This is a genomic window from Pantoea endophytica (assembly GCF_002858935.1).
In the GTDB taxonomy this organism is placed as follows: Bacteria; Pseudomonadota; Gammaproteobacteria; order Enterobacterales; family Enterobacteriaceae; genus Pantoea; species Pantoea leporis.
On the sequence record NZ_PJRT01000031.1, the window covers coordinates 168,111 to 190,389 of the forward strand.

At 57.6% G+C, this 22,279-nt stretch carries 20 protein-coding genes and 1 tRNA gene; 16 read left to right on the forward strand and 5 right to left on the reverse strand.

Annotated elements, in window-relative coordinates:
• The first annotated feature begins 12 nt into the window (after nt 1-12).
• The 8 genes from PZBJ_RS19430 to PZBJ_RS19465 all read left to right on the forward strand — a co-directional run bounded on the left by PZBJ_RS19430 (nt 13) and on the right by PZBJ_RS19465 (nt 8,939).
• Nucleotides 13-909: a transporter substrate-binding domain-containing protein gene (locus PZBJ_RS19430; RefSeq protein WP_101763846.1), complete on the forward strand. Its 897-nt coding sequence runs from the start codon at nt 13-15 to the stop codon at nt 907-909.
• Between the two features lie 55 nt (nt 910-964).
• Nucleotides 965-2,494: an amino acid ABC transporter permease/ATP-binding protein gene (locus tag PZBJ_RS19435; protein WP_101763847.1), complete on the forward strand. Its 1,530-nt coding sequence runs from the start codon at nt 965-967 to the stop codon at nt 2,492-2,494.
• Nucleotides 2,478-3,521: an alpha-hydroxy acid oxidase gene (locus PZBJ_RS19440; protein ID WP_101763848.1), complete on the forward strand. Its 1,044-nt coding sequence runs from the start codon at nt 2,478-2,480 to the stop codon at nt 3,519-3,521. Before PZBJ_RS19435 ends, PZBJ_RS19440 begins: the two co-directional genes overlap by 17 nt.
• Nucleotides 3,521-4,444, forward strand: coding sequence for an ABC transporter substrate-binding protein (locus tag PZBJ_RS19445; protein WP_101763849.1), 924 nt, complete (start codon nt 3,521-3,523; stop codon nt 4,442-4,444). The genes PZBJ_RS19440 and PZBJ_RS19445 overlap by 1 nt, the downstream gene beginning before the upstream one ends.
• Complete coding sequence (locus PZBJ_RS19450) at nt 4,444-5,820, forward strand: dihydroorotase (RefSeq protein WP_101763850.1); 1,377 nt, start codon at nt 4,444-4,446, stop codon at nt 5,818-5,820. Before PZBJ_RS19445 ends, PZBJ_RS19450 begins: the two co-directional genes overlap by 1 nt.
• 14 nt (nt 5,821-5,834) lie before the next feature.
• Complete coding sequence (locus PZBJ_RS19455; protein WP_101763851.1) at nt 5,835-6,596, forward strand: GntR family transcriptional regulator; 762 nt, start codon at nt 5,835-5,837, stop codon at nt 6,594-6,596.
• 32 nt (nt 6,597-6,628) lie between these two features.
• Nucleotides 6,629-7,744, forward strand: a complete 1,116-nt coding sequence (locus tag PZBJ_RS19460) for a mandelate racemase/muconate lactonizing enzyme family protein (protein ID WP_101763852.1) — start codon at nt 6,629-6,631, stop codon at nt 7,742-7,744.
• A gap of 199 nt (nt 7,745-7,943) precedes the next feature.
• Nucleotides 7,944-8,939 carry an acyltransferase gene (locus tag PZBJ_RS19465; RefSeq protein ID WP_101763853.1) on the forward strand — a complete coding sequence of 332 codons (996 nt, stop codon included), beginning with the start codon at nt 7,944-7,946 and terminating at the stop codon, nt 8,937-8,939.
• Here PZBJ_RS19465 and PZBJ_RS19470 read toward each other — a convergent pair.
• The 3 genes from PZBJ_RS19470 to xylA all read right to left on the reverse strand — a co-directional run bounded on the left by PZBJ_RS19470 (nt 8,924) and on the right by xylA (nt 12,865).
• Nucleotides 8,924-9,856, reverse strand: coding sequence for a GlxA family transcriptional regulator (locus PZBJ_RS19470; protein WP_101763854.1), 933 nt, complete (start codon nt 9,854-9,856; stop codon nt 8,924-8,926). The genes PZBJ_RS19465 and PZBJ_RS19470 overlap by 16 nt on opposite strands.
• A 226-nt stretch (nt 9,857-10,082) precedes the next feature.
• Nucleotides 10,083-11,525 carry a xylulokinase gene (gene xylB, locus PZBJ_RS19475; protein WP_101763855.1) on the reverse strand — a complete coding sequence of 481 codons (1,443 nt, stop codon included), beginning with the start codon at nt 11,523-11,525 and terminating at the stop codon, nt 10,083-10,085.
• Nucleotides 11,526-11,542: 17 nt separating this feature from the next.
• Nucleotides 11,543-12,865 carry a xylose isomerase gene (gene xylA, locus PZBJ_RS19480; protein ID WP_101763856.1) on the reverse strand — a complete coding sequence of 441 codons (1,323 nt, stop codon included), beginning with the start codon at nt 12,863-12,865 and terminating at the stop codon, nt 11,543-11,545.
• A 345-nt stretch (nt 12,866-13,210) separates the two neighbouring features.
• On the opposite strand from xylA, the gene xylF reads away from it, so the two are divergent.
• The 5 genes from xylF (at nt 13,211) to PZBJ_RS19510 (ending at nt 18,354) form a co-directional block, all read left to right on the forward strand.
• Nucleotides 13,211-14,203 (forward strand): D-xylose ABC transporter substrate-binding protein, encoded by a 993-nt coding sequence (gene xylF, locus PZBJ_RS19490; protein ID WP_101763858.1) that lies wholly within the window; start codon nt 13,211-13,213, stop codon nt 14,201-14,203.
• Nucleotides 14,204-14,231: 28 nt separating this feature from the next.
• Nucleotides 14,232-15,752 carry a xylose ABC transporter ATP-binding protein gene (locus PZBJ_RS19495; RefSeq protein ID WP_101763859.1) on the forward strand — a complete coding sequence of 507 codons (1,521 nt, stop codon included), beginning with the start codon at nt 14,232-14,234 and terminating at the stop codon, nt 15,750-15,752.
• A complete protein-coding gene (gene xylH / locus PZBJ_RS19500) occupies nt 15,745-16,926 on the forward strand; it encodes a xylose ABC transporter permease XylH (RefSeq protein WP_101763860.1) in 1,182 nt (393 codons plus the stop codon). Before PZBJ_RS19495 ends, xylH begins: the two co-directional genes overlap by 8 nt.
• A gap of 93 nt (nt 16,927-17,019) precedes the next feature.
• Nucleotides 17,020-18,198, forward strand: a complete 1,179-nt coding sequence (gene xylR / locus PZBJ_RS19505) for a D-xylose utilization transcriptional activator XylR (protein WP_061719296.1) — start codon at nt 17,020-17,022, stop codon at nt 18,196-18,198.
• A 61-nt stretch (nt 18,199-18,259) separates the two neighbouring features.
• Nucleotides 18,260-18,354, forward strand: a tRNA-Sec gene (locus PZBJ_RS19510).
• Nucleotides 18,355-18,372: 18 nt separating this feature from the next.
• Here the strand turns inward: PZBJ_RS19510 and PZBJ_RS19515 are convergent.
• Nucleotides 18,373-19,032 carry a DUF1345 domain-containing protein gene (locus PZBJ_RS19515; protein ID WP_101763861.1) on the reverse strand — a complete coding sequence of 220 codons (660 nt, stop codon included), beginning with the start codon at nt 19,030-19,032 and terminating at the stop codon, nt 18,373-18,375.
• 195 nt (nt 19,033-19,227) lie between these two features.
• Between PZBJ_RS19515 and PZBJ_RS19520 the strand changes: the two genes are divergently transcribed.
• Together PZBJ_RS19520 and PZBJ_RS19525 are read left to right on the forward strand one after the other, a co-directional pair.
• Nucleotides 19,228-20,262, forward strand: a complete 1,035-nt coding sequence (locus PZBJ_RS19520; RefSeq protein WP_146001308.1) for a virulence RhuM family protein — start codon at nt 19,228-19,230, stop codon at nt 20,260-20,262.
• 111 nt (nt 20,263-20,373) lie between these two features.
• Nucleotides 20,374-21,222 carry an AraC family transcriptional regulator gene (locus tag PZBJ_RS19525; protein ID WP_101763863.1) on the forward strand — a complete coding sequence of 283 codons (849 nt, stop codon included), beginning with the start codon at nt 20,374-20,376 and terminating at the stop codon, nt 21,220-21,222.
• Here PZBJ_RS19525 and PZBJ_RS19530 read toward each other — a convergent pair.
• Nucleotides 21,179-21,577 carry a helix-turn-helix domain-containing protein gene (locus tag PZBJ_RS19530; protein ID WP_101763864.1) on the reverse strand — a complete coding sequence of 133 codons (399 nt, stop codon included), beginning with the start codon at nt 21,575-21,577 and terminating at the stop codon, nt 21,179-21,181. The two genes, PZBJ_RS19525 and PZBJ_RS19530, sit on opposite strands and share 44 nt — an antisense overlap.
• 314 nt (nt 21,578-21,891) lie before the next feature.
• On the opposite strand from PZBJ_RS19530, the gene PZBJ_RS19535 reads away from it, so the two are divergent.
• Nucleotides 21,892-22,269 (forward strand): DUF1360 domain-containing protein, encoded by a 378-nt coding sequence (locus PZBJ_RS19535; RefSeq protein ID WP_192414310.1) that lies wholly within the window; start codon nt 21,892-21,894, stop codon nt 22,267-22,269.
• The last annotated feature ends 10 nt before the right edge of the window (nt 22,270-22,279 follow it).

Here is a 22,279-nt window from a genome sequence, read left to right on the forward strand (position 1 = left end):
GGGAACCTTATTATGAAATTTGCACGCACTGCTTTGTTAATCTCTGGTCTTAGCGGCAGCTTACTGGCGGGCATCTCCAGCGCCCACGCAGCCAGCACCGATCCCATCACGCCTGCCGCCAGCGACTTCGCGGCGATGGCGCAGTGCAAAGCACTGCAAACCAAATATCCGTCGCTGAAAGGCAAAGATCTGGTCGTCGGCCTCGGCGGCTACACCAAAGGCTTTGAAGCGCCATCGGAAAAAGATCCCAGCATCATTGAAGGTCTCGATCCTTCCCTGTTCGAGCGCATCAGCAGCTGCCTCGGCGCGAAACACAGTTACCAAAGTGGCTCGTTCAACGTGCTGCTCACCTCGATCGCCAGCGGACGCGCGGATATCGGTCCGATGCTGTACGTCACCGAAGAACGCATGAAGCAGATAGCCTTCGTCGCCTCGATGCAGGTGCAGGACGGTTCGGTACTGGCACAGGGCAATCCGAAGAAAATTAACAGCGTCGATGATCTGTGCGGCAAAACCGTCGCCGCCGCTGCGGGTTCGTACGAAGCCAACAAACTGGTGCCGGAGCAAAGCGCCAAATGTAGCGCCGCCGGTAAGCCCGAAGTCAGCATGCTGATGGTGCAAAACACCGACAACAGCATTCAGGCGGTGAAAAGCGGTCGCGCGGACGTCTATCTGACCGAAGCCGGTTCCGCCGTTGCCATCGCCAAAGCGGACAAATCGCTGCAAAGCGGCTTCACCGTGGATCTGCCGATCATGGTGGGCTTCCCGATCGCCAAAGACAACGCCACGCTGCGCGCGGCGGTGCTGGACGCGATGAAGGTGATTCAGGCGAGCGGCGCACAGAAAAAACTGCTGGATTACTGGGGCCAGGGCAGCGCTGCCGAGCGTCCAGTGGTTGCGCGTGGTTAATGCATAAACTCAGCCGCCTCGGTGACGAAACCGAGGCGTTGAGGAGGATAACGCCTTGGATGATTTTCTTAAGTACCTGACTTTCCCCTACTTGTGGGAAGGCGCTGTTATCGCCGTGCAGCTGCTGATTGGCGCGCTGGCGGGCGGCATTGTGATTGGCTTTTTCCTGGCGTTAGCCAGCAGCTCAAAGCACGGGTTTATTCGCGTGCCGGTGAAGATTTACATCTATACGCTGCGCGGCACGCCGGTGCTGCTGCAGCTGATTTTGCTGTACAACGTGCTGCCGGAATTTGGTCTGCGTTTGAGCCCGTTCACCAGCGCGCTTATCGCCCTGATGATCAACGAAACCGCCTTCTGCGCCGAAATCATTCGCGGCGGCATTATGGCGACCGATCGCGATCAAAGCATGGCGGCGCAGGCGTTCGGTTATTCGCGCAGCAAAGAGATGATTCACGTGGTGATCCCGCAGGCGCTGCGCGCCATTCTGCCCACCATGGGCAATGAAACTGTCGGGCTGCTGAAATCCACCTCGCTGGCTTCGGTGGTGGGCGTCAATGAGCTGACGATGCGCGGCCAGGCGATTGTGTCGCAAAACTTCCTGTTTATTCCGGTGCTGGTCGCGTCGGGCGGCATCTACCTGATTCTTTCCACGCTGCTGGCGGGCGGTCAGTGGTGGCTGGAGAAGTTCTACAACCTTGATGAACGTGCGCGTCGGGCACGCGCGCGCCTGGCGAAACTGCCGCCGGAAGCAGACGTGATGCCGATGCAGCTACCAAAACGGCGCTGGGATACGCAAACCGCCGCGCCGGTGCTGGAAGTGAATCAGCTGTGCGTCGACTACGCCGGTAAAGCGGTACTGAAATCGCTGTCGTTAACCGTCCGTCGCGGCGAAGTGGTGGTGCTGCTTGGTCGCTCCGGTTCGGGCAAAAGTACGCTGCTGAAATCGATTCTGGCGCTGACGCCACGCAGCAGCGGCACCATTCAGACCGAAGGCCACTTCATGGGCAGCGACGAAAACGGTCGCGCACTGGCGCCGCGACATCTGCCGGTCAACCGCGCCAAGTCGGGCATTGGCATCGTGTTCCAGCACTTCGCGTTGTTTGATCATCTTACCGCGCTGGAAAACGTGATGAGCATTCTGCTGCGCGTGCAGGGCGCACAGCCGGAAATCGCGCGCGGCAAAGCGATGCGCGCGTTGAAAATGGTAGGACTCGGTGATTTCGCCGCCTCGCTGCCGCACGAACTCTCTGGCGGACAGAAACAGCGCGTCGGCATTGCGCGCGCGCTGGCGGCAGAACCGCAAATTCTGCTATTTGATGAACCGACTTCCGCGCTCGATCCCGAACTGGTGCGCGAAGTGAACCAAACCATGCGCAGCCTGGCGCAGACCGGCATCACCATGATCATCAGCACCCACGACATCGCGTTTGCGGCGGGCGTTGCCGATCGGGTGGTGTTCCTGCAGGATGGCGCGCTGATTGAAGAAGGCCCGCCGACGATGCTGCAAAATCCGCAAACGCCGGCTTTTGCCACCTTCCTTGAACATGAAAATGCTGCGGAGGCGCCACATGCCAACGCGCTTTGAACTCACGGCACGCGAGCGCCTCGGCGATGCGCTGTTCCGCTATATGCAGGGCCAACCGGCCGATGCGCTGGGTAATGAACCCGATGCCAATCAGCAGGCGCTGCGCCGCTTTCGTCTGTTACCGCGCGTGCTGCAGGGCAATGAAAGCATCGATACGCAGATTTCCCTGCACCAGCAAAACTGGTCCGCGCCGATTGGCGTCGGCGCGTTTGCCGGTGACCGTATTTTCCATGAAGAAGGGGTGCTGCCGATTGCGCGCGCCTGCAAACGTCTGCAACTGCCGCTGGTGATCTCCGAAGAGAGCGTCACAACGCTGGAGCAGATTGGTGCCGAATACGACCGCTGCTGGCTGCAACTGCGCGCGGCGGGCGATGTCGGCCGCATCAACGCCTTGATCGACCAGGCCGCGCAGGCCGGATTTAAAAATATCGTGCTCACGGTGCTGGCGCCGGTGCATCCGGTGGCCGGGTTACAGCCCGGCGGCTTCTCTATCGGCGACGCCCTGAAACAGCGCGGCTGGCACACCATCGGCGGCACGCAGCCGGGTGTTGCGCCGCTGCCGGCTTTCCCGGTGTGGCGCTGGCAGGAGATTGATGAGGTGGCGGCGCACTGCGCCGATCGCCAGCTTCCGCTGTGGCTAAAAGGCATTCTGCATCATGACGATGCGGCGCAGGCCGCGCAGCACGGCGTCAGCGGAGTGATTGCCTCAAACATCGGCCTGCGCCAGAGCGCGCGCTGGGCTACGCCGGTCGATCAGCTGCCCGATTTGCAAGCGGTGACGCGGCTGCCGCTGCTGCTGGATGGCGGCGTACGCTGCGGCAGCGATGCGGTGGTGGCGCGCTGTCTTGGCGCGTCGCTGTCGCTCAGCGTGCGCCCGATCATCAGTGCTTTAGTCGCCGGTGGCGAGAGCGCGGTGTTCGATCTGCTTTCCGGCTGGATCAATGAAGTTACGGCCATTAGTCATTGGTGCGGCGTCAGCGATATGGCGGCGCTGAACGGCAGCTTTATCACCAAGGAGCGCCACTGATGCAGACACTGATTTTCAACCAAGGCGATGCCAGCGAATCCCGCATCTATTACTGCGCGCACTATCTGGCGCACAGCCTCGGCCTGTTCGCCGCACAGCAGCTGCAGGTGATCTTCACCACCAGTGAATCAGGCGGGCATACGGTACAAGGCGGCCAGGTTCCCGCAGTGCTGAATCGCGACGCCGATCTCACGCTGGGCGGCCCGATGGTGGTGATGAAGCATTTTCAGCAGCACGGTGCAGAGTTGCAGTGTTTCTGCGCCTCGGTGGCGGCCAATCCGTGGTTTCTTGCGGCGGCGCAGGCGCAGCCCGATTTTCAGCTCAGCGATCTGCGCGGCAAACGTGTGCTGGATGTCGGCAATGTCGGCACCGCCACGCTGACGTTCCGCTGGCTGCTGGCGCGTCACGGTTTGCAGGGTGACGTTGAGCTGATCGCCGGTAGCGGCGACCAGGCGCATGATTTCACCGCCGTGGCCCAGGGGGCAGCGGATTATGCGCTGCACGCCATGCATATGCTGGCGCCCGCCATCGCCGCCGGACAACTCCACAACATCAGCAGCCTCGCCAGCGTGTGCGGCCACGTACCCTGGAGCGCCTACATCGCCCGCACCGATGTATTGCAGGAGAAAGCCACCGCTTTCGCCGCCTTCTCCCGCGCCATTGCGCAGGCGCTGACGTGGATCGCCAACCATGACGCCACTGCGCTGGCGCAACAGGTGCAGGCGTTTTACCCCGATTATCCGCGCGAGGCGCTGGTGCGCGGCCTCGCGGCCTATCAACAGGCCGGTGTGTTTCCGCCAGATTGCGTGATTCCGCGCGCTGAGTTTGCGCATTTCAGCCAGCTGTTAACTGCTATCGGCTGGCTCGATTCGTCACAGCCGGTGCCGTATGCGGCGCTGGTGACGCAGGCAGGAGCAGAATGATGAAACAGCTGATTATTAATGGTTTGGTGGTGACAGAAACCCGCGCTGAACTGGCCGATCTGCTGATCGAAAACGGCAAGATCAGTGGCGTGTTATCGCCTAACGCCATCACGCACGGCGTTGACGAGGTGATCGATGCACGTGGCTTGATCATCGTGCCCGGCGCGATTGACGTGCATACCCATTTCACCGGCTCGCACGATTTTCCCGAACAGGAGCTGCGTGAAGGCACGCGCGGTGCGGCGGCGCACGGCGTTACCACCATCGTCGAGATGCCGCATTCTCTGCCACCGGCCACATCGCTGGCTAACTTCAGCGCCAAAAAAAGCTGGCTGGCAGACAACTGCTCGGTGGATTACGCCCTGTGGGCTGGGTTAGATGGAAATAACGTGCATGAACTGGCGGCGCTGAATAAGGCCGGTGCGCTGGCCTTCAAAGCCTTCCTGTGCAGCGGCGCACCCAACGGCGACGCCACCGACGAGAAAGGTTTGCCGCGTCTCGACGATGACGGCCTGCTGCGCGCCATGCGCGAGTTGGCCACGTTCGACGGGCTGATTGGCGTGCACGCTGAGAATCACGAGATTTTGATCGGTGCCGGCAGCGAACAGCGCCGCGCCGGACGCAAAGATGCGCGCGCTCATGCGCTGGCGGGGCCGGAAATCGCCGAGATCGAAGCGGTGGGACGCGTGTTAGCGATTGCCGAAGAGACCGACGCGCGCTGCCATATCGTGCACGTCAGCTCGGCGCGCGCGGCGGAAACCATTGTCGCTGCCAAAACCCGCGTACGCGCCAGCTTCGAAACCTGTCCGCACTATTTACTGCTCGACGAAGACGATTTGGTGCGCATCGGCCCCAACGCGCGCTGCGGCCCGCCAATCCGCCCACGTCCGGTGGTGGATGCGCTGTGGCAGGTGCTGCTGCGCGGCGATATCGACATGATCGCCTCTGACCATTGTCCGTACACGCCCGCACAAAAACAGGCGGGTGAAGCCAGCATCTGGGAGGCGGGCATGGGCCTCACCGGCGTGGAAACCCTCAGCCCGATGTTCTTCAGCGCGGCCCATATTGAACGTGGCGTGGCGCTCAGCGAGTTTGCGCGCATGACCGCCAGCGGCCCGGCCAAAGCCTTCCAGCTGTGGGGCAAAAAAGGGGCGATTGCGCCCGGCTTCGACGCCGATTTGGTGTTCTACGACGCCAGCCAAAGCTGGACGGTGCGCGGCGCCAATTTTCAGGGACTCGGCAAGTGGAGCGCATTTGAAGGGATGCGCTGTCAGGGTAGAGTGGTGCGCACATTGATTCGTGGCGTCACGGTATTCCAGGATGACCAGATGCAGGTTGAACCCGGCTTCGGTCAATTCGTGACCCGACAGGTTTAAACAGGATAAACAACATGGCAGGAAAACCCTCTACCGCTCGTCGTAAAAACAGCGCCCCGCTGGCGCAGGACGCGGCCACCGATAACAGCTGGAATAGCGCGCGTCCGCGCACGCTGGTCGATCACGCCGTGGATGCCATTCTCAGCGCCGCCTCGCGCGGCCTGATCCTGCCCGGCGACCGCATCGCAGAACCCGAGCTGGTGGCGAAACTCGGCATGAGCCGCGTGCCAATCCGCGAAGCGCTGCGCATTCTGGAGAGCCAGGGCATTGTCACCAGCGAGCCGTATAAAGGTATCCGCCTGATGGAGATTTCGCATCAGCGGCTGGAGCAGATTATCGATGTGCGCATCCCGCTGGAGACGCTGGCCTGTCGCCGGGCAATTGAGGCCGGACGCAACAGCGCTGAGCAGCTAAATCAGCTCTATCAGGGCGTGGCGCAGATGCAGGCGATGATGCAAAGCGATAACGTTTACGGTTTTGCCTCCGCCGATACCGATTTCCACCGCACGCTGTGCAGCTTCGCGCACAACCCGGTGCTGAGCAATTTGTGGGAGTCGATTGCCCGTCAGCTGACGGTGATTTTCGGTCTCTCCACCATGGGCAAATCGATGAGCGACATCATTGAGGAGCATCAGCGGCTGATTAATGTCTTTGCCGATGGCGACATCGCCAAAATGACCGACGAGGTTGAGAACCACATCCGCATTCAGGCGCTGGACGTGGATTACGAAACCCTGATAACACAGCGCCGACAGCACCGTTCCGCTCTCGGCTAATTTCGCCTTGCCTTTACACCAGGGAAAACACCATGAAAATCATTAACGTTGAGGCGTTTTACCTGCGCCTGCCAGTGATTGAGCAGCGCACCGACAGCTCTCAGGATGCGCTGCTGATCAAAATCACCACCGATGCCGGCATCACCGGCTGGGGCGAAGTGGATGGCAGCCCGTATGTCACCAAAGCCATCATTGAAGCGCCCTATTCGCACACCATGGTCACCGGCCTGAAGTCGCTGTTAATCGGCGAAAACCCGCTGGAAACCGGCCGTTTATGGAAGAAGATGCACAAAGCCACCCTCTATTACGGCCGCAGCGGCGCGGTACTACAGGCGATGGCCGGCATCGACATCGCCTTGTGGGACATCAAAGGTAAAGCACTCGGCAAGCCGATTGTTGAACTGCTGGGCGGCGCCATGCGCGATAAAATGCGCGTTTACTCCTCCAACATGTTCCAGTTCAGCGTGGAAGAGACGGTCGCGCGCGCGCAGCATGCGATGGATACCGGCCATAGCGGCGTGAAGTTTGGCTGGGAGCCGTTTGGCACTGACGAAGCGCTGGATCTGCGCTATCTCGACGCCCTGCGTAAAGCGATGGGCGACGATGTGGATCTGATGCTGGACGTCGGCCACGTGTGGGATGCGAAAACCACCATCCGCCGCAGCCAGCGCTATGAACACCTCAATCTGTTCTGGATTGAAGAGCCGCTGCATCCCGATAACTACGCGGGTTACGGCCAGGTCTCCGCCGCCTGCCAGCAGCATATCGCCGCTGGTGAGCAAGAGTGTTCGGTAACGGGTTTCCAGCGCCTGATAGATGAAGGCGGCATCGATATCGTGCAGATCGACCTGACGCGCACCGGCTTTACGCAGGCAATGGAGATCGCCAGCTACGCGCACAGCCGTGGACGCAAAGTGTGCAACCACAACTTCACCACCGACATTAATACCGCCGCCTCGCTGCATTTCCTCTGCGCGATTGAGAATGCGCTGGTGATGGAGTATTGCGTCGAGCCGGGCGAAATCAGCCGCTCGCTGGCGAAGAATCCGGTGCGCATCGCCGACGGTTACGCGTGGCTGCCGAGCGAGCCAGGCCTCGGCGTTGAACCCGACGAAGCGGTGATCGAGACGTTTTTGGTGCGTGATTAACGGCTGTCACCGTCTAACAACGAAGCACACATTGTAGCGGCGCAATTTATTGCGCGATAAATCGCGCCGCTATGCAGTGCGCGCGAATTGATTCTGGTGTCGAGTGTCGAATAACAGAGTGATCTGAATTACAACGCTAAAGGTTGTTGGCGCGCGGCTCACTGGCTACCCTTCTTCGCAGCCAATGCAAGAGGGTGCCATGCAGCAAAAAATTTACTGGATCGACAACTTACGTGCGGTTGCCTGTCTGATGGTGATCGTCATTCACACCACAACCTGGTACATCACCGGGCCGATGGCGGTAACAGGCCTGAGCTGGGATGTGGCGAACCTGCTTAACTCAGCGTCACGCGTCTGTGTGCCGCTGTTCTTTATGATTTCAGGCTATCTGTTTTTCGGCGAACGCAGCGCACAAGGGCGGCATCTGCTGCGCATCGTGCTGTGCCTGCTGTTCTACAACGCGGTGGCGCTGGCCTATATCACCTGGCTGACGCCGATCAGCGAAGGTCGATCGCTGCTCAAACTGCTGCAAAGACCGGTGTTCTATCACCTGTGGTTCTTCTTCGCCATTATCGGCATCTATCTGTTATCCCCGCTGATTCAGGTGAAAAGCGTGGCACCGCGCTATGTCGCGATACTGGTGATCGTGCTGGCGGTGCTGGCGAATCCGAATACCGTGAGCCAATCGCTGGGACCGTTCCACTGGCTGCCGGTGAATCTGTATGTCAGCGGCGACAGCATTTACTACCTGCTGTATGCGCTACTCGGGCGCGCGATTGGCTGTATGGAGACCGACAAGCACAGCGTCAGCTGGCTGGCGGGATTGGGCTTTGTGGCCTGCGTGATTGGCATTGCGCTCGGCACCAAACAGATGCTGAAAATCAACGGCGCGTTCAACGATACCTGGTATCTCTACTGCGGGCCGCTGGTGTTTATTGCCGCCATCAGCCTGTTGATTCTGTTCAAAAACACCCTGAATCAGCGCGCGCTGCCGGGGCTCGCCACCCTCTCGCGCTATTCCCTGCCGATCTACGGTTTTCACGCGCTGTTTATCCACTTTCTGCGTACCCATCACTACGACGACATGTCGCGCCCGTGGCTCGATTTGCCGTGGGTGATGGGCACGACGCTGATCGGTAGCCTGCTGCTGGCGATGGGATTACAACGCGTGGATAAGCGTCATCTGGTGAGCTGATCGTCCCAGCGCTGGTGCGCGCGGCGCAGCTGGCGTGCCGAGGAGAATCCGGCGGCCAGCGCCGCTTTCTCCGCCGCTTCGCCCTGCTGCTGGCGTTGCCGCGCAATCACTAAGCGCAGCTGTTCGTGGTATTCGCGCACGCTGATGCCCAGATGCTGGCGGAACAGGCGCGTCAGATGACGCTCGCTGACGTGCGCCCGTTCGGCCAGCGCGGTAAGCGACCAATCATGTTCGGGATGGGCAATCATCACATCCTGCGCGCGATGAATCGCCGGATGCATGTGATTGCGATAGCGCAGCCACGGCGACAGTTGCGGATCGTCGCCGGAACGGCGGAACCACACCACCATTTCGCGCGCCACTTTCAATGCCTGCGGCGCGCCGCACAGCCGATTGATGAGATGCAGCGCCAGATCGATACCCGCAGTAATGCCCGCGCTGGTCCAGATGCCGCCATCTTCGACGAAAACCCGGTTATCTTTTACCAACGCCGCTGGCGCTGCCGCTTTCAGACGCGGTAACACATCATGATGCGTGGTGCATTGGATGCCATCCAGCAACCCCGCCTGCGCTGAAAGCAGTGCGCCGGAACAGATGCACACCAGCGTGATGCGCTGATCGGTAATCGCCGCCTGCTGCTGGCGCAGCCAGTCACGAGCTTTCGCGGCCGGTTCGGTGTCGAAACAGACGCGCGAATCGTGTACGCCAGGCACCACCAGCAGGCTGTTTGCCGGCAGTTGCGCGGGCAAGGGCGCGATGTCGGCGAGGGTCATGCCGGTGGAGCACAGCACGCTCGGCTGCGGGCCGATGTAGTGCAGCGCGAAGTGGCCGTCGGCCAGCTGCAGGGTTTCAGCGGGGCCAGTGAGATCCAGCGCCATCACGCCGGGAAGCACGAGAAAGAAGACGGACTGCGGCATGGTGAGCTCCGGTTGGGTTTGGTGTGTTTTTCCCCCCTCACCCCAACCCTCTCCCGTAAACGGGCGAGGGAGCTGATCGTGCGTATACTCTCGATCGGTTCCCTCTCCTGCTTGCGGGAGAGGGCTAGGGTGAGGGCAAATCAGGCCACTACATTTAACACAAACCCCCAATCATACCCGATAAAAACCCCAACACCCTGCCAAATCCAGCCATCACCCTCCCACATCAAGACATCAACGGCTGCAACTGCTGATACAAGCGCGCAAACACCTCGCGCTGTGGCTGATACGCCTGATGCCGCGTCGCATCCGGTTGATGCCGCTGCGCCAGTTCCAGCGACGGCCATTCGCTCGCCGGATCAACCGCCAGCTGCGCCAGTCGCGCCGCACCCAGCGCCGGACCGACTTCGCCGCCATGACAATAATCCAGCGTTTGCCCGCTGATATCCGCCAGCATCTGACGCCAGTACGCACTTCGCGCGCCGCCGCCAATCAGCATCACGGTTTTCGGCTGCACGCCGCACTCATGCACCGCATCCATGCCTTCGGCCAGCGCGAAGCCCACGCCTTCCAGCACCGCGCGCGCCAGTTCTGGTCGGCCATGCTGATGCGTTAAACCAAAGAACACGCCCTGCGCCTGCGGATTGTTATGCGGCGTGCGCTCGCCAGAAAGATAGGGCAGGAACCACACTGGCGGCACATCGCTGCGCGCTTTTTCCGCCTCACTTAGCAGTTGCGGCACATCGGCGCAGCCGGTCAGCGCCGCCGCCCAATCGAGGCAGGAAGCCGCGCTGAGAATCACCGACATCAGATGCCAGCGCTGCGGAAGCGCGTGGCAAAAGCTGTGCACCGCACGCTGTGGATTGCTGAGATAGCCGTCGCTCACCAGGAAATAGACGCCCGACGTGCCGAGCGACAGCATGCCTTGTCCCGGCTCAACCATGCCGACACCCACCGCACCCGCCGCGTTATCGCCACCGCCCGCCACCAGCGGCACACTTTGCATGCCCCAACGCGCGGCGACATCTGGCAACAAGGTGCCGGTGATCTGATTGCCTTCAAACAGTTGCGGCATCTGGCTGCGTTGCAAATCGCAGGCGTTGAGCATCTCATCGCTCCAGTCGCGCTGCGCCACATCCAGCCACATCGTTCCCGCCGCGTCCGACATGTCGCTGGCGAACTCACCGCTCATGCGCAAGCGCAGATAATCCTTTGGCAGCAGCACTTTAGCCACCTGAGCAAAAACCTGCGGCTCATGCTGTTTTACCCACAGCAGCTTAGGCGCGGTAAAGCCAGGCATCATCAGGTTGCCGGTGATGCGACGCGAATCCGGCACGCGCTTCTCCAGTTCCTGACACTGCTCGCCGCTACGCCCGTCATTCCATAAAATCGCCGGACGCAGCACCCGACTCTCGCTATCCAGCAAGGTGGCACCGTGCATCTGCCCGCTCAGGCCAATCGCCTTCACGCCGCTGAGATCGTGCTGCTGGGCCAGCGCCTGCATGGCACGATCGGTCGCCCGCCACCAGCTTTCGGCATCTTGCTCGCTCCATAACGGCTGCGGCCGCGACACCTCCAGCGGCGCACTCTCCACTGCAATCACTTTGCCGTGCGCATCCAGCAATGCCACTTTCACGCCGGAGGTGCCTAAATCGATGCCGATAACCATGCTGCGCTCCTGAAAAGTTAAAAATCAAACAAGTAGTGATTCACCAGATTCTCCAGCTGTTCCTGGCGTCCACTACGATGCTGTGGATTAAATTGCTGTTGCTGCGCCTGTTCCGCCAGCGCGGCAAGGGAAAATTCTCCCTTCAGGATCTGCTGTCCGAACTCGCCGTTCCAGCCGCTGTAGCGCTGCGCCACACGCTTATCCAGCTCGCCATCCGCCACCATGCGTGCCGCGACTTTCAACGCCAGCGCCATGGTATCCATTGCGCCGATATGGCCGTAGAACAGGTCATATTTATCGGTGCTCTGGCGGCGGACTTTGGCATCAAAGTTTAAGCCGCCGGTGGTAAATCCGCCCGCTTTGATAATTTCGTACAGCACCAGCGCATTCTCTTCCACGCTGACCGGGAACTGGTCGGTATCCCAGCCACACTGTATATCGCCACGGTTAGCATCCACCGAGCCAAAAATGCCCAGCGCAATGGCCGTTGCGATCTCATGATGGAATGAGTGCCCCGCCAGCGTCGCATGGTTGGCTTCCACATTCACTTTGATCTCTTTCTCCAGCCCGAACTGCTTCAGGAAGCCATAAACTGTCGCGACATCATAGTCATACTGATGTTTCGTCGGCTCCTGTGGCTTAGGTTCAATCAGCAACATACCGTGGAAACCGATCTTATGTTTGTGCTCCACCACCATCTGCATAAACCGGCCAATCTGCTCGCGCTCCTGACGCAGATCGGTATTCAGCAGGGTTTCATACCCTTCGCGTCCGCCCCACAGCACATAGTTCTCGCCGCCCAGAGTTTGCGTGGCCTGCATGGCGCTGCACACCTGGCTGGCGGCCCAGGCAAAAATTTCCGGATCCGGATTGGTCGCCGCACCCGCACCGTAACGCGGATGGGTAAAGCAGTTGGCGGTTCCCCACAGCAGTTTCACGCCCGTTTCCTGCTGTTTCTCCAGTAATTTATCGGTCATCACCGCGAAATTTTCACGATAGCTTTTCAGCGAATCGCCTTCCGGTGAGACATCCACATCGTGGAAGCAGTAATAAGGCACATTCAGTTTATGGAAGAACTCAAAGGCGACATCGGCCTTTTGCTTCGCCAGCTCAAGCGCATCACCCGGCTTCTGCCACGGACGATCAAACGCGCCAACGCCAAACATATCCGCGCCGTTCCAGCAGAAGGTATGCCAGTAACAGGCTGCAAAGCGCAGATGCTCCGCCATGGTTTTACCGAGAATCACCTCGTCCGGGTTGTAATGACGAAACGCCAGAGGATTGCGGGTATTACTCCCTTCATAACGAACGCGATCAAGCTGGTCGAAATAGGCGTGCATAGTTAGCTCCTTAGCATGAGGACCCGAATGGTCAGCTTTGAGCGGTTATTGTGATGATGTAATTTACTGCTGCTCAATTACGATATTTAACACTCAACGTAAGATAATTATTATTTGTGCGCCAGCTCGCAAAATAATGTCGTTATTTTCATTCAGCCTCTCTCACGTCGTTTTTTCTGAAAGCGTTGAAATATCGATCGCGCTCATAAAATCGCAAATAAACCAAAAAACGTAATAGCCGGATAAAAATCAGTAATTGATGTCATCTGAAACTCAGGGCAACAATTCATCGGCCTGGTTATCAGCCTTACAACGACAACAGCCTCAACCTACAGGATTAATACCATGAACATGAAAAAATCACTGTTGGCCGCCTGCGCGGCTCTGGCCCTGTTTAGTCACGCGGGTAGCGCTAAAGAAGTCAAAATCGGTATGGCTATTGATGATTTACGTCTGGAACGCTGGCAAAAAGATCGCGATATCTTTGTTAAACAAGCCGAATCACTGGGCGCCAAAGTGTTTGTGCAATCGGCCAACGGCAACGAAGAAACGCAGATGTCGCAAATTGAAAATATGATTAATCGTGGCGTCGATGTATTGGTCATCATTCCTTATAACGGCCAGGTTTTAAGTAACGTGGTGGCAGAAGCGAAACGTGAAGGCATTAAAGTGTTGGCGTATGACCGCATGATAAATAACGCCGATATTGATTTTTATATCTCATTCGATAATGAGAAAGTGGGCGAATTACAGGCCGAAAGTATTGTGAAGCAAGTACCAAAAGGTAATTACTTTCTGATGGGTGGCTCGCCGGTGGATAATAACGCGCGCCTGTTCCGTGCCGGTCAGATGAAAGTGTTAAAACCTTATATTGATAATGGCAGCATTAAAGTGGTCGGCGATCAGTGGGTTGATGCGTGGCTGCCGGAAAATGCGCTGAAAATAATGGAGAACGCCTTAACCGCAAACAGCAACCACATTGATGCCGTTGTGGCGTCGAATGATGCCACCGCAGGCGGTGCGATTCAGGCATTAAGCGCGCAGGGACTTTCCGGCAAAGTCGCGATCTCCGGCCAGGATGCCGATCTCGCCGCCATCAAACGCATTATGAACGGCACGCAAACCATGACGGTTTACAAACCCATCACCGAACTGGCGACTGAAGCAGCCAAAATCGCGGTGGAACTCGGTGACGACAAACAACCCGCCAGCAACAGCAAGCTGAATAATGGCCTGAAAGATGTGCCATCGCGCCTGCTGAATCCTATTCCGGTGAACAAAGACAACATTGAAAGCACGGTAGTCAAAGACGGCTTCCACAAGCAGAGCGAACTCTGAGGCGCGAGCCCGTAAAGGAGAGAGGCCGATGTTGCTGGAAATGAACCATATCACCAAGCGTTTCGGCGCGGTGAAAGCCCTGGATGACGTGAGCCTGCAGCTGGAAGCCGGTGAAGTGATGTCGCTGTGCGGCGAAAACGGCTCGGGGAAATCGACCCTGATGAAGATCCTGTGCGGGCTGTATCCGCACGGTGACTTTGAAGGCAGTATCCATTTTGCGGGCGACGAGATTCAGGCGCAGACCATTCGTGATACCGAACGCAAAGGGATCGTGATCATCCATCAAGAGCTGGCGCTGGTGCGGCAGCTGACGGTGATGGAGAACATTTTCCTCGGCGCAGAGCTGGGACGTTTCGGCATGGTGGATGACGAAACCATGACGTTGCGTTGCCAGCAGCTGCTGGAGCGGGTCAAGCTGCAGGTATCGCCGGATACGCGCGTCGGCGAACTGGGATTAGGCCAGCAACAGCTGGTGGAGATTGCACGCGCCTTGAATAAACAGGTGCGCCTGCTGATCCTCGACGAACCGACCTCTTCGCTCACCGAACAGGAAACGGAGGTGCTGCTTAGCATCATCAAAAACCTGCGCGAACATGGCATCGCCTGCATCTACATTTCGCACAAACTCAACGAGGTAAAAGCGATTTCGGACACCGTCTGCGTGATCCGCGACGGTCAGCATATCGCGACCCGCGCGGCCGCCGGGCTGAGTGAGGATGACATCATCACCATGATGGTCGGGCGCGAGCTGACGGCGCTCTATCCGCATAGCCCACACGAGATTGGCGAAAACCTGTTGCAGGTAGAGAACCTCACGGCGTGGCATCCCATCAACCGCCATATCCGCCGGGTGGATAACGTCTCTTTTAGCCTGAAGCGCGGCGAAATTCTTGGCATTGCCGGGCTGGTTGGTGCCGGGCGAACCGAAACCGTGCAGTGTCTGTTTGGCGTTTGGCCGGGACGCTGGCAGGGCGATATTCATATCAACGGCAAGAAAGTCCGTATCAAGGACTGCCGCGCCGCCATCGCGCACGGCATCGCGATGGTGCCGGAAGATCGCAAAAAGGATGGCATCGTGCCGCTAATGGGCGTGGGCAAAAACATTACGCTGGCCGCGCTGGACCAATTTAGCCCCCGGCTTTCGCTGCTGGATGACGCGCAGGAACAACAGGCAATTAATCAGGCCATTACGCGATTGCGGGTGAAAACCTCGTCGGCGGAACTGCCGATTGGTCGCCTGAGCGGCGGCAATCAACAGAAAGCGATCCTCGCTAAATGCCTGCTGCTCAATCCAAAAATCTTAATTCTTGATGAGCCTACACGCGGCATTGATGTGGGCGCGCGCCAGGAAATATATCTGCTGATCAATTCGCTAGTGCAGCAAGGGATTGCCGTGATTGTCATTTCGTCTGAGCTGCCCGAAGTGCTGGGCCTGAGCGATCGGGTTTTGGTGATGCATGAAGGCAAAATCAAAGCCGATCTGATTAACGATAACCTGACTCAGGAGCAGGTGATGGAAGCCGCCCTGCGGAGTGAACACTATGTTTAAGACCGAAAGTACGCAACGCGGCCTCACTACGCCGGGTAAAGGTGCGCCAGGTAAATTCTCGCTGCCAAATCTGCAGGTGCTGGTGATGCTGGGTGCGATTGTGCTAATCGCCCTGTTCTTCACCTGGACCACCGACGGTGCCTGGCTCAGCGCACGTAATGTTTCCAACCTGCTGCGCCAGACCGCCATCACCGGCATTCTTGCGGTCGGCATGGTGTTCGTCATTATCTCTGCGGAGATCGATCTCTCGGTGGGTTCGATGATGGGGTTGCTCGGCGGTGCTGCAGCTATCTTTGACGTCTGGCTCGGTTGGCCGCTGCCGCTCACCATCGTCGTGACTTTGGTGATGGGTTTGCTGCTCGGCACCTGGAACGGCTGGTGGGTGGCCTATCGCAAAGTTCCGTCGTTTATTGTCACGCTGGCGGGGATGCTGGCGTTTCGCGGCATTCTGGTCGGCATCACCGATGGCACCACGGTAGCGCCTACCAGCCCGGCGATGTCGCAGATTGGCCAAAGCTATCTGCCCGGCGGGATCGGATTTGGCTTCGGCTTTGCTGGCCTAGCGCTCTTTATCCTCTGGCAATGGCGCTTGCGCCTGCGTCGCCAACAGCTTGGTCTCGCGCAAACTTCCGTCAGCGGAGCGCTGGTGCGGCAGGTTGTCACCGCTGTTTTGGTGTTAGGCGCGATCTGGCTGCTCAACGATTATCGCGGCGTGCCAACGCCGGTCTTGCTGCTGGCGCTGCTGCTGCTCGGCGGCATGTTTATGGCGACGCGCACGGCCTTTGGTCGCCGGATTTATGCCATCGGTGGCAACCTGGATGCCGCGCGCCTTTCCGGTATTAATGTGGCCCGCACCAAGCTGGCGGTCTTCGCCATCAATGGCGTGATGGTGGCGATTGCTGGCCTGATCCTGAGCTCACGCCTTGGCGCGGGTTCGCCTTCAGCAGGCAACATTGCCGAACTGGATGCCATCGCCGCCTGCGTGATTGGCGGCACCAGCCTGGCGGGCGGCGTTGGCTCGGTGGCGGGCGCGGTCATCGGCGCATTTATCATGGCGTCGCTGGATAACGGCATGAGCATGATGGATGTCCCGACCTTTTGGCAGTACATCGTCAAGGGCGCAATCCTGCTGCTGGCAGTGTGGATGGATACCGCGACGCGCCGCCGGGTGTAATCGCGTGGGGGATCACAATGTGGTGCAAATTCTTTCTGCTGTCCGTCATGCCATGCTATGCAAGGTGCTGTCGATTTAGGAGAGTGCGCCACGATGCATGAGAAACGCTTTCGCATTACGTTGCTGTTCAACGCCAATAAGGTCTATGACCGCCAGGTGGTTGAGGGCGTCGGTGAGTATTTACAGGCATCACAAACGGATTGGGACATTTTCATTGAAGAGGATTTTCGTTGCCGCATCGACAATATCCGTGAATGGCTGGGCGACGGGGTTATCGCCGATTACGACGATCCCTCGATTGAAAAACTGCTGGCGAACGTGTCGGTGCCGATAGTCGGCGTTGGCGGATCGTACCATCAGCCGCAGGACTATCCGCCGGTGCATTACATCGCCACCGACAACGCCGCGCTGGTCGAGAGCGCCTTTTTGCATTTGAAAGAGAAAGGCGTGAACCGCTTTGCATTCTATGGCTTGCCCGCAGCCAGCGGCAAACGCTGGGCGCAAGAGCGTGAACATGCGTTTCGCCAGCTGGTGGCGCGCGAGCGTTATCAAGGCGTGGTTTATCAGGGCATGGAAACCGCGCCGGAAAATTGGCAGCACGCTCAAAACCGTCTGGCTGACTGGCTGCAAACCCTGCCGCAGCAAACCGGCATTATCGCCGTCACCGATGCCCGTGCGCGCCATCTGCTGCAGGCCTGTGAATACCTCAAAATTCCGGTGCCGGAGAAGCTCACGGTGATCGGGATTGATAACGAGGAACTGACGCGTTATCTGTCGCGGGTGGCGCTCTCGTCCGTGGCGCAGGGTTCACGCCAGATGGGTTATCAGGCGGCAAAACTGCTGCATCGCCTGCTGGATAATCAGCCTCTGCAACTGCAACGAATTCTGGTTCCACCGGTGAAAGTTATTGCGCGCCGCTCCACCGATTTCCGCTCCTTGCACGATCCCGCAGTGATTCAGGCGATGCATTACATCCGCTTCAACGCCTGCAAAGGCATTAAAGTTGAACAGGTGCTGGATGCCATCGGCATCTCACGATCGAATCTGGAAAAACGCTTCCGTGATGAAACCGGCGACACCATTCACGCCATGATTCACCGCGAAAAACTGGAGAAAGCGCGCGAGCTGCTGGCGTGTTCTTCGCTGAGCATCAATGAGATCTCACAAATGTGTGGTTACCCGTCGCTGCAATATTTCTATTCGGTGTTTAAAAAGAGTTACGCCAATACGCCGAAGGAGTATCGGCAGCTTCACGGTGAAAACGTGCTGTGACGCACGGCTGAGATCAAGAATTCCGCCGTGATTGTCGCTATACTCCTGCGGCATCTTCAAAGGAAGATCGTCGTCTCCGGTGAGGCGGCCGGATTTCAAATCCGGTTGGGGCCGCCAGCGGTCCTGGGCAGGTTCGACTCCTGTGATCTTCCGCCACTTTTTTGTTTCATTCAGCTAACTCAACAACCCCGCCCCCACATTCACCGACAATCCCAAAATCGCCAGATTGAATACAAACGAAATCACCGACTGTAATAGGGCGATTTGCCGCATATCCGTGGTGCCCGTTGCCACATCGGCGGTTTGCGATGCTACCGCGATGGTGAAAGAGAAGTAGAGAAAATCCCAGTATCCCGGCTGCTCGGGCTTTTCAGGAAAGATCATCGGCGTGACATCCTTGCTGCGCCGCAGATAGTGATGGTGCGCGTAATGCATGGCGAATGACGTCGGAAGCAGCGCCCAGGAAACCACCAAGGTTGCCGCGGTCAGCAGCAGATGCAGCACGCGCGGCGTTCCCGTCAGGCTCTTCAGCGTGGTGAGTTCCATCAGAATCGCCAGAATGCTGACCAGGCAGGTGAGCGTTACCATACTCAACACCAGCGTCGCGCTTTCATCCTCGATTTTAGCAATATGCGGAATATCTTTGGCCTCGGTGCCTAGCATGCGCAGCCACAGAAAAGCGAGATAGAGCCATGCCAGCACGTTCCAGCCAATCAGCAGACGCTGCAACATGCCCAGGTGCGCAGGCAGGAAGAAATAACAGGCCACGCCAGCCACAATCGAAATCAGCAAACGCAGGCGCGCACGAAGATAATGCATCAGAGAAAGGCTCATGGTGTCAGAGGCTTAGTGAAGGAAGGTGGATAGGTTAACTGTAGACGCTGATAAAGAGGTTGTAATTGCGGAGCACCCCAACCGTTTACCAAATCTGCTGCGCTGCAGTTGATAAAATAATCGCCAATCGACTAATGAGCTTCATTGCGTCTCTCTGGCATACTGTGCACCAGATCCTAAAAGAGCGGAGGCGACATGTCAGAGGAGCAATCCACACCATCACCAGCAGGCGAATTTGTCATGTTTGCGAGCGGCGATGGGAAAGTGCGGGTTGAATGTCGCTTTGAAAACGAAACTCTGTGGCTTTCTCAGGCCATGATATGTGAGCTGTTTGATAAAGCGAAAGCGACCATCAGTGGGCATATCAAAAACATCTTCGAAGAGGGTGAATTGCTGGAAAATTCAGTTGTTCGGTTTTACCGAACAACTGCCAGCGATGGAAAAAATTATCAGGTTCAATACTTTAGCCTGCCAATGATTCTCGCCATAGGTTATCGCGTCCGCTCTGCACGCGGTACTCAGTTCCGCCAATGGGCAACGCAAACCCTGCAAGAATATTTGGTCAAGGGCTTCGTGATGGACGACGAGCGGCTGAGAAATCCGCCGGTTGGTTCATCCGCAGTACCTGACTATTTCGATGAGATGCTGGAGCGTATTCGCGACATTCGCGCCAGTGAGCGTCGGATGTATTTACGCGTTCGCGAGATTTTTGCCTTAGCGGCTGACTATCAACCTTCCCTCAAAGAGACCACGCAGTTTTTTCAAACCATTCAGAACAAATTGCACTTTGCCTGTACCGGTTATACCGCTGCCGAGCTGATTCATTTGCGCGCCAACGCCAGCCAACCTCATATGGGTTTGACCAGTTTCAAAGGTGAAGAGGTGCGCAGAAGCGATGTCACCGTGGCTAAAAATTATCTGGTTCAGGACGAAGTGAGCGAGCTTAATCGCGTGGTCACGATGTGGCTGGATTTCGCAGAAGATCAAGCGCGCCGCCGCCAGCAGGTTTTTCTTCGCGATTGGCAGAGCAAACTCGATCAATTTTTGCAGTTTAACGATCGCGATGTGCTGCAAGGTGCAGGTTCAATCAGTAAGAAAATGGCCGATGAAAAAGCGCAGGCTGAATACGGTCAATTCGCCGAGCAACAGCGTCGTTTAAAAGAGGCAGAAGGTGAAAACAACATTGCCGGTCTGCTGCAGTGGCAGACAATCCCTAAGAAATCGAAATGATCGCCGCTGGGCCGCATCCCGCCCTTTCACTCCTCAACTTATACACACCCACGCTTTACTTCCCCACCTATCTCCGCCACTTTGCTCCTTCATCGCATTGTGGAGCCAGGCATGCTAATCCATCCAACTGATACTCTGACTTTTTCCGGCAATCCGCGTCAGGCTGAGCTGCGTCAGCGCCTGCTGCAGCCGGATGCGCCGAAAGTGATTGCCGCTGCGTTAGCGAAGCAGCTGGACCGTGAAACCTTCACCCATCGCCACGCCGCCGGGCAGCTCTTCTGTTTGAAGCAGGGATTAATGACGGTGAAAACGCCGTCGGGTATTTTCGCCAATCCGCCGCGACTGGTGGGCTGGATTCCGCCCTACTTTGAACATGCGATCATCGGGCCGGGCCCGGTGCTTGGCTGGACAGTATTGGTGGACGACGCGCTGGCCGCACCCTTGCCGGATCATCCCGTCCTGCTTTCCTGCCCGTCGGTGCTGGAGCCGCTGGCGGAAAGACTGGCAACCTTGTCGCCCGATCACTGGGGCAGCGCGCGCTACCATCGCCTGTGCGAGGTGTTCCTGGATGAGTTATATGAATCGACCGAACATCCGCTGACGTTACCGCTGCCGGCGGAACCGCGCTTGCTGCAGATTGCACGCCTGTTAATGGACGACCCCGCCGATACGCGTACCGGGCCCGAACTGGCGCGCTGGGCAGGACTCAGCCCGCGCAGCCTCAGCCGTCATTGGGCCAGCGCGGTCGGCATGAGTTTGACGCGCTATCGCCAGGTTTCACGTTTACTCAAATCACTGGAAGGATTGGCCGCGGGCAAAAGTGTGCAGCAAGTGGCGTGGCAGGTCGGATTCGACAGCGTTAGCAGCTACATCAGCGCTTTTCGCAGCGCGTTTGGCTCAACGCCCGGCAAATACTTTACGCCGCCAGCCGACTCTGCGGATGCAAAAACAGCAAACTAGCAGGCCCATCAATGTCCGGCAAACTGTGCTGATATTTGCGACGGAACGCGCCTGGCGGCAGGTCGAACATGCGGCGGAAGGTGCGGCAGTAAGTTTGCTGCGAGTCGAAGCCATATTTGATGGCGATATCCATCAGCGGCATATTGCTGTTCAACAGCGCAATCACCGAAGCCGTTAACTTGCGCTCGCGAATATAGGTACCCAGCGCGACGCCGGTGTAACTGCGAAACAGTCGCTGCAGATGCCACTGCGAATAGCCGGCGCGGCGCGCCACGGTTTCCAGAATGAGTTTCTGTTCAATGTTGTCCTCAATCCAGAGCATCAGTTGCTGCATAAAGGCGGCGTGCATATCCATCTTTCCTCCTGATGTCGAAATGAATACCGTGATACCGATAAATCGTCGCACATCCCGTAGCGGCGCGATTTATCGCGCAATAAATTGCGCCGCTACGATCAGTGCGCTCTGAAATTTCGGTTTCAGCGATTAACTGATAAGCATTATAAGAAGACGCTCACTGGCTATGTGATGGTCAAAAGCCAATAAATAACGATAACTCGCCAATTTATGGCTGTTCCTACAGCTAGGACTCTTCGGCATCTTGTAGCCAAATGCATCATGTAATATTGTTAGTTACATGAAATGATACTTTGAGATGAAAAGGAGAATGTATGAGCAGCTTAATAATATCGAACCTGTCAATATGCCTGGCGATCGCACTGGCATCGGCCAGTATTTCCATGACAATTACCCAAACTGAGCTATTCGCGGGATTACGCGCATGGACCGCTAAAAAGAACGCATTATTGGGTCACTTGTTTCATTGCTTCTATTGCATGAGCCACTGGGTGGTATTTTTCGGCATGGTGGTTTATCACCCTGATTTATTACATAGCGGAATGGCAATTGCTGACTGGCTGATGACAGCATTTATCACCCTCACGCTAACAACCTTTATTAATGGTTTGATGTTTAAGGTTTTCCAGGCGGCCATTACTACGCACGTCATGAAGCATGAAGCACAAATCACCTTACAAAAACAGGATTAACCGATGTGAT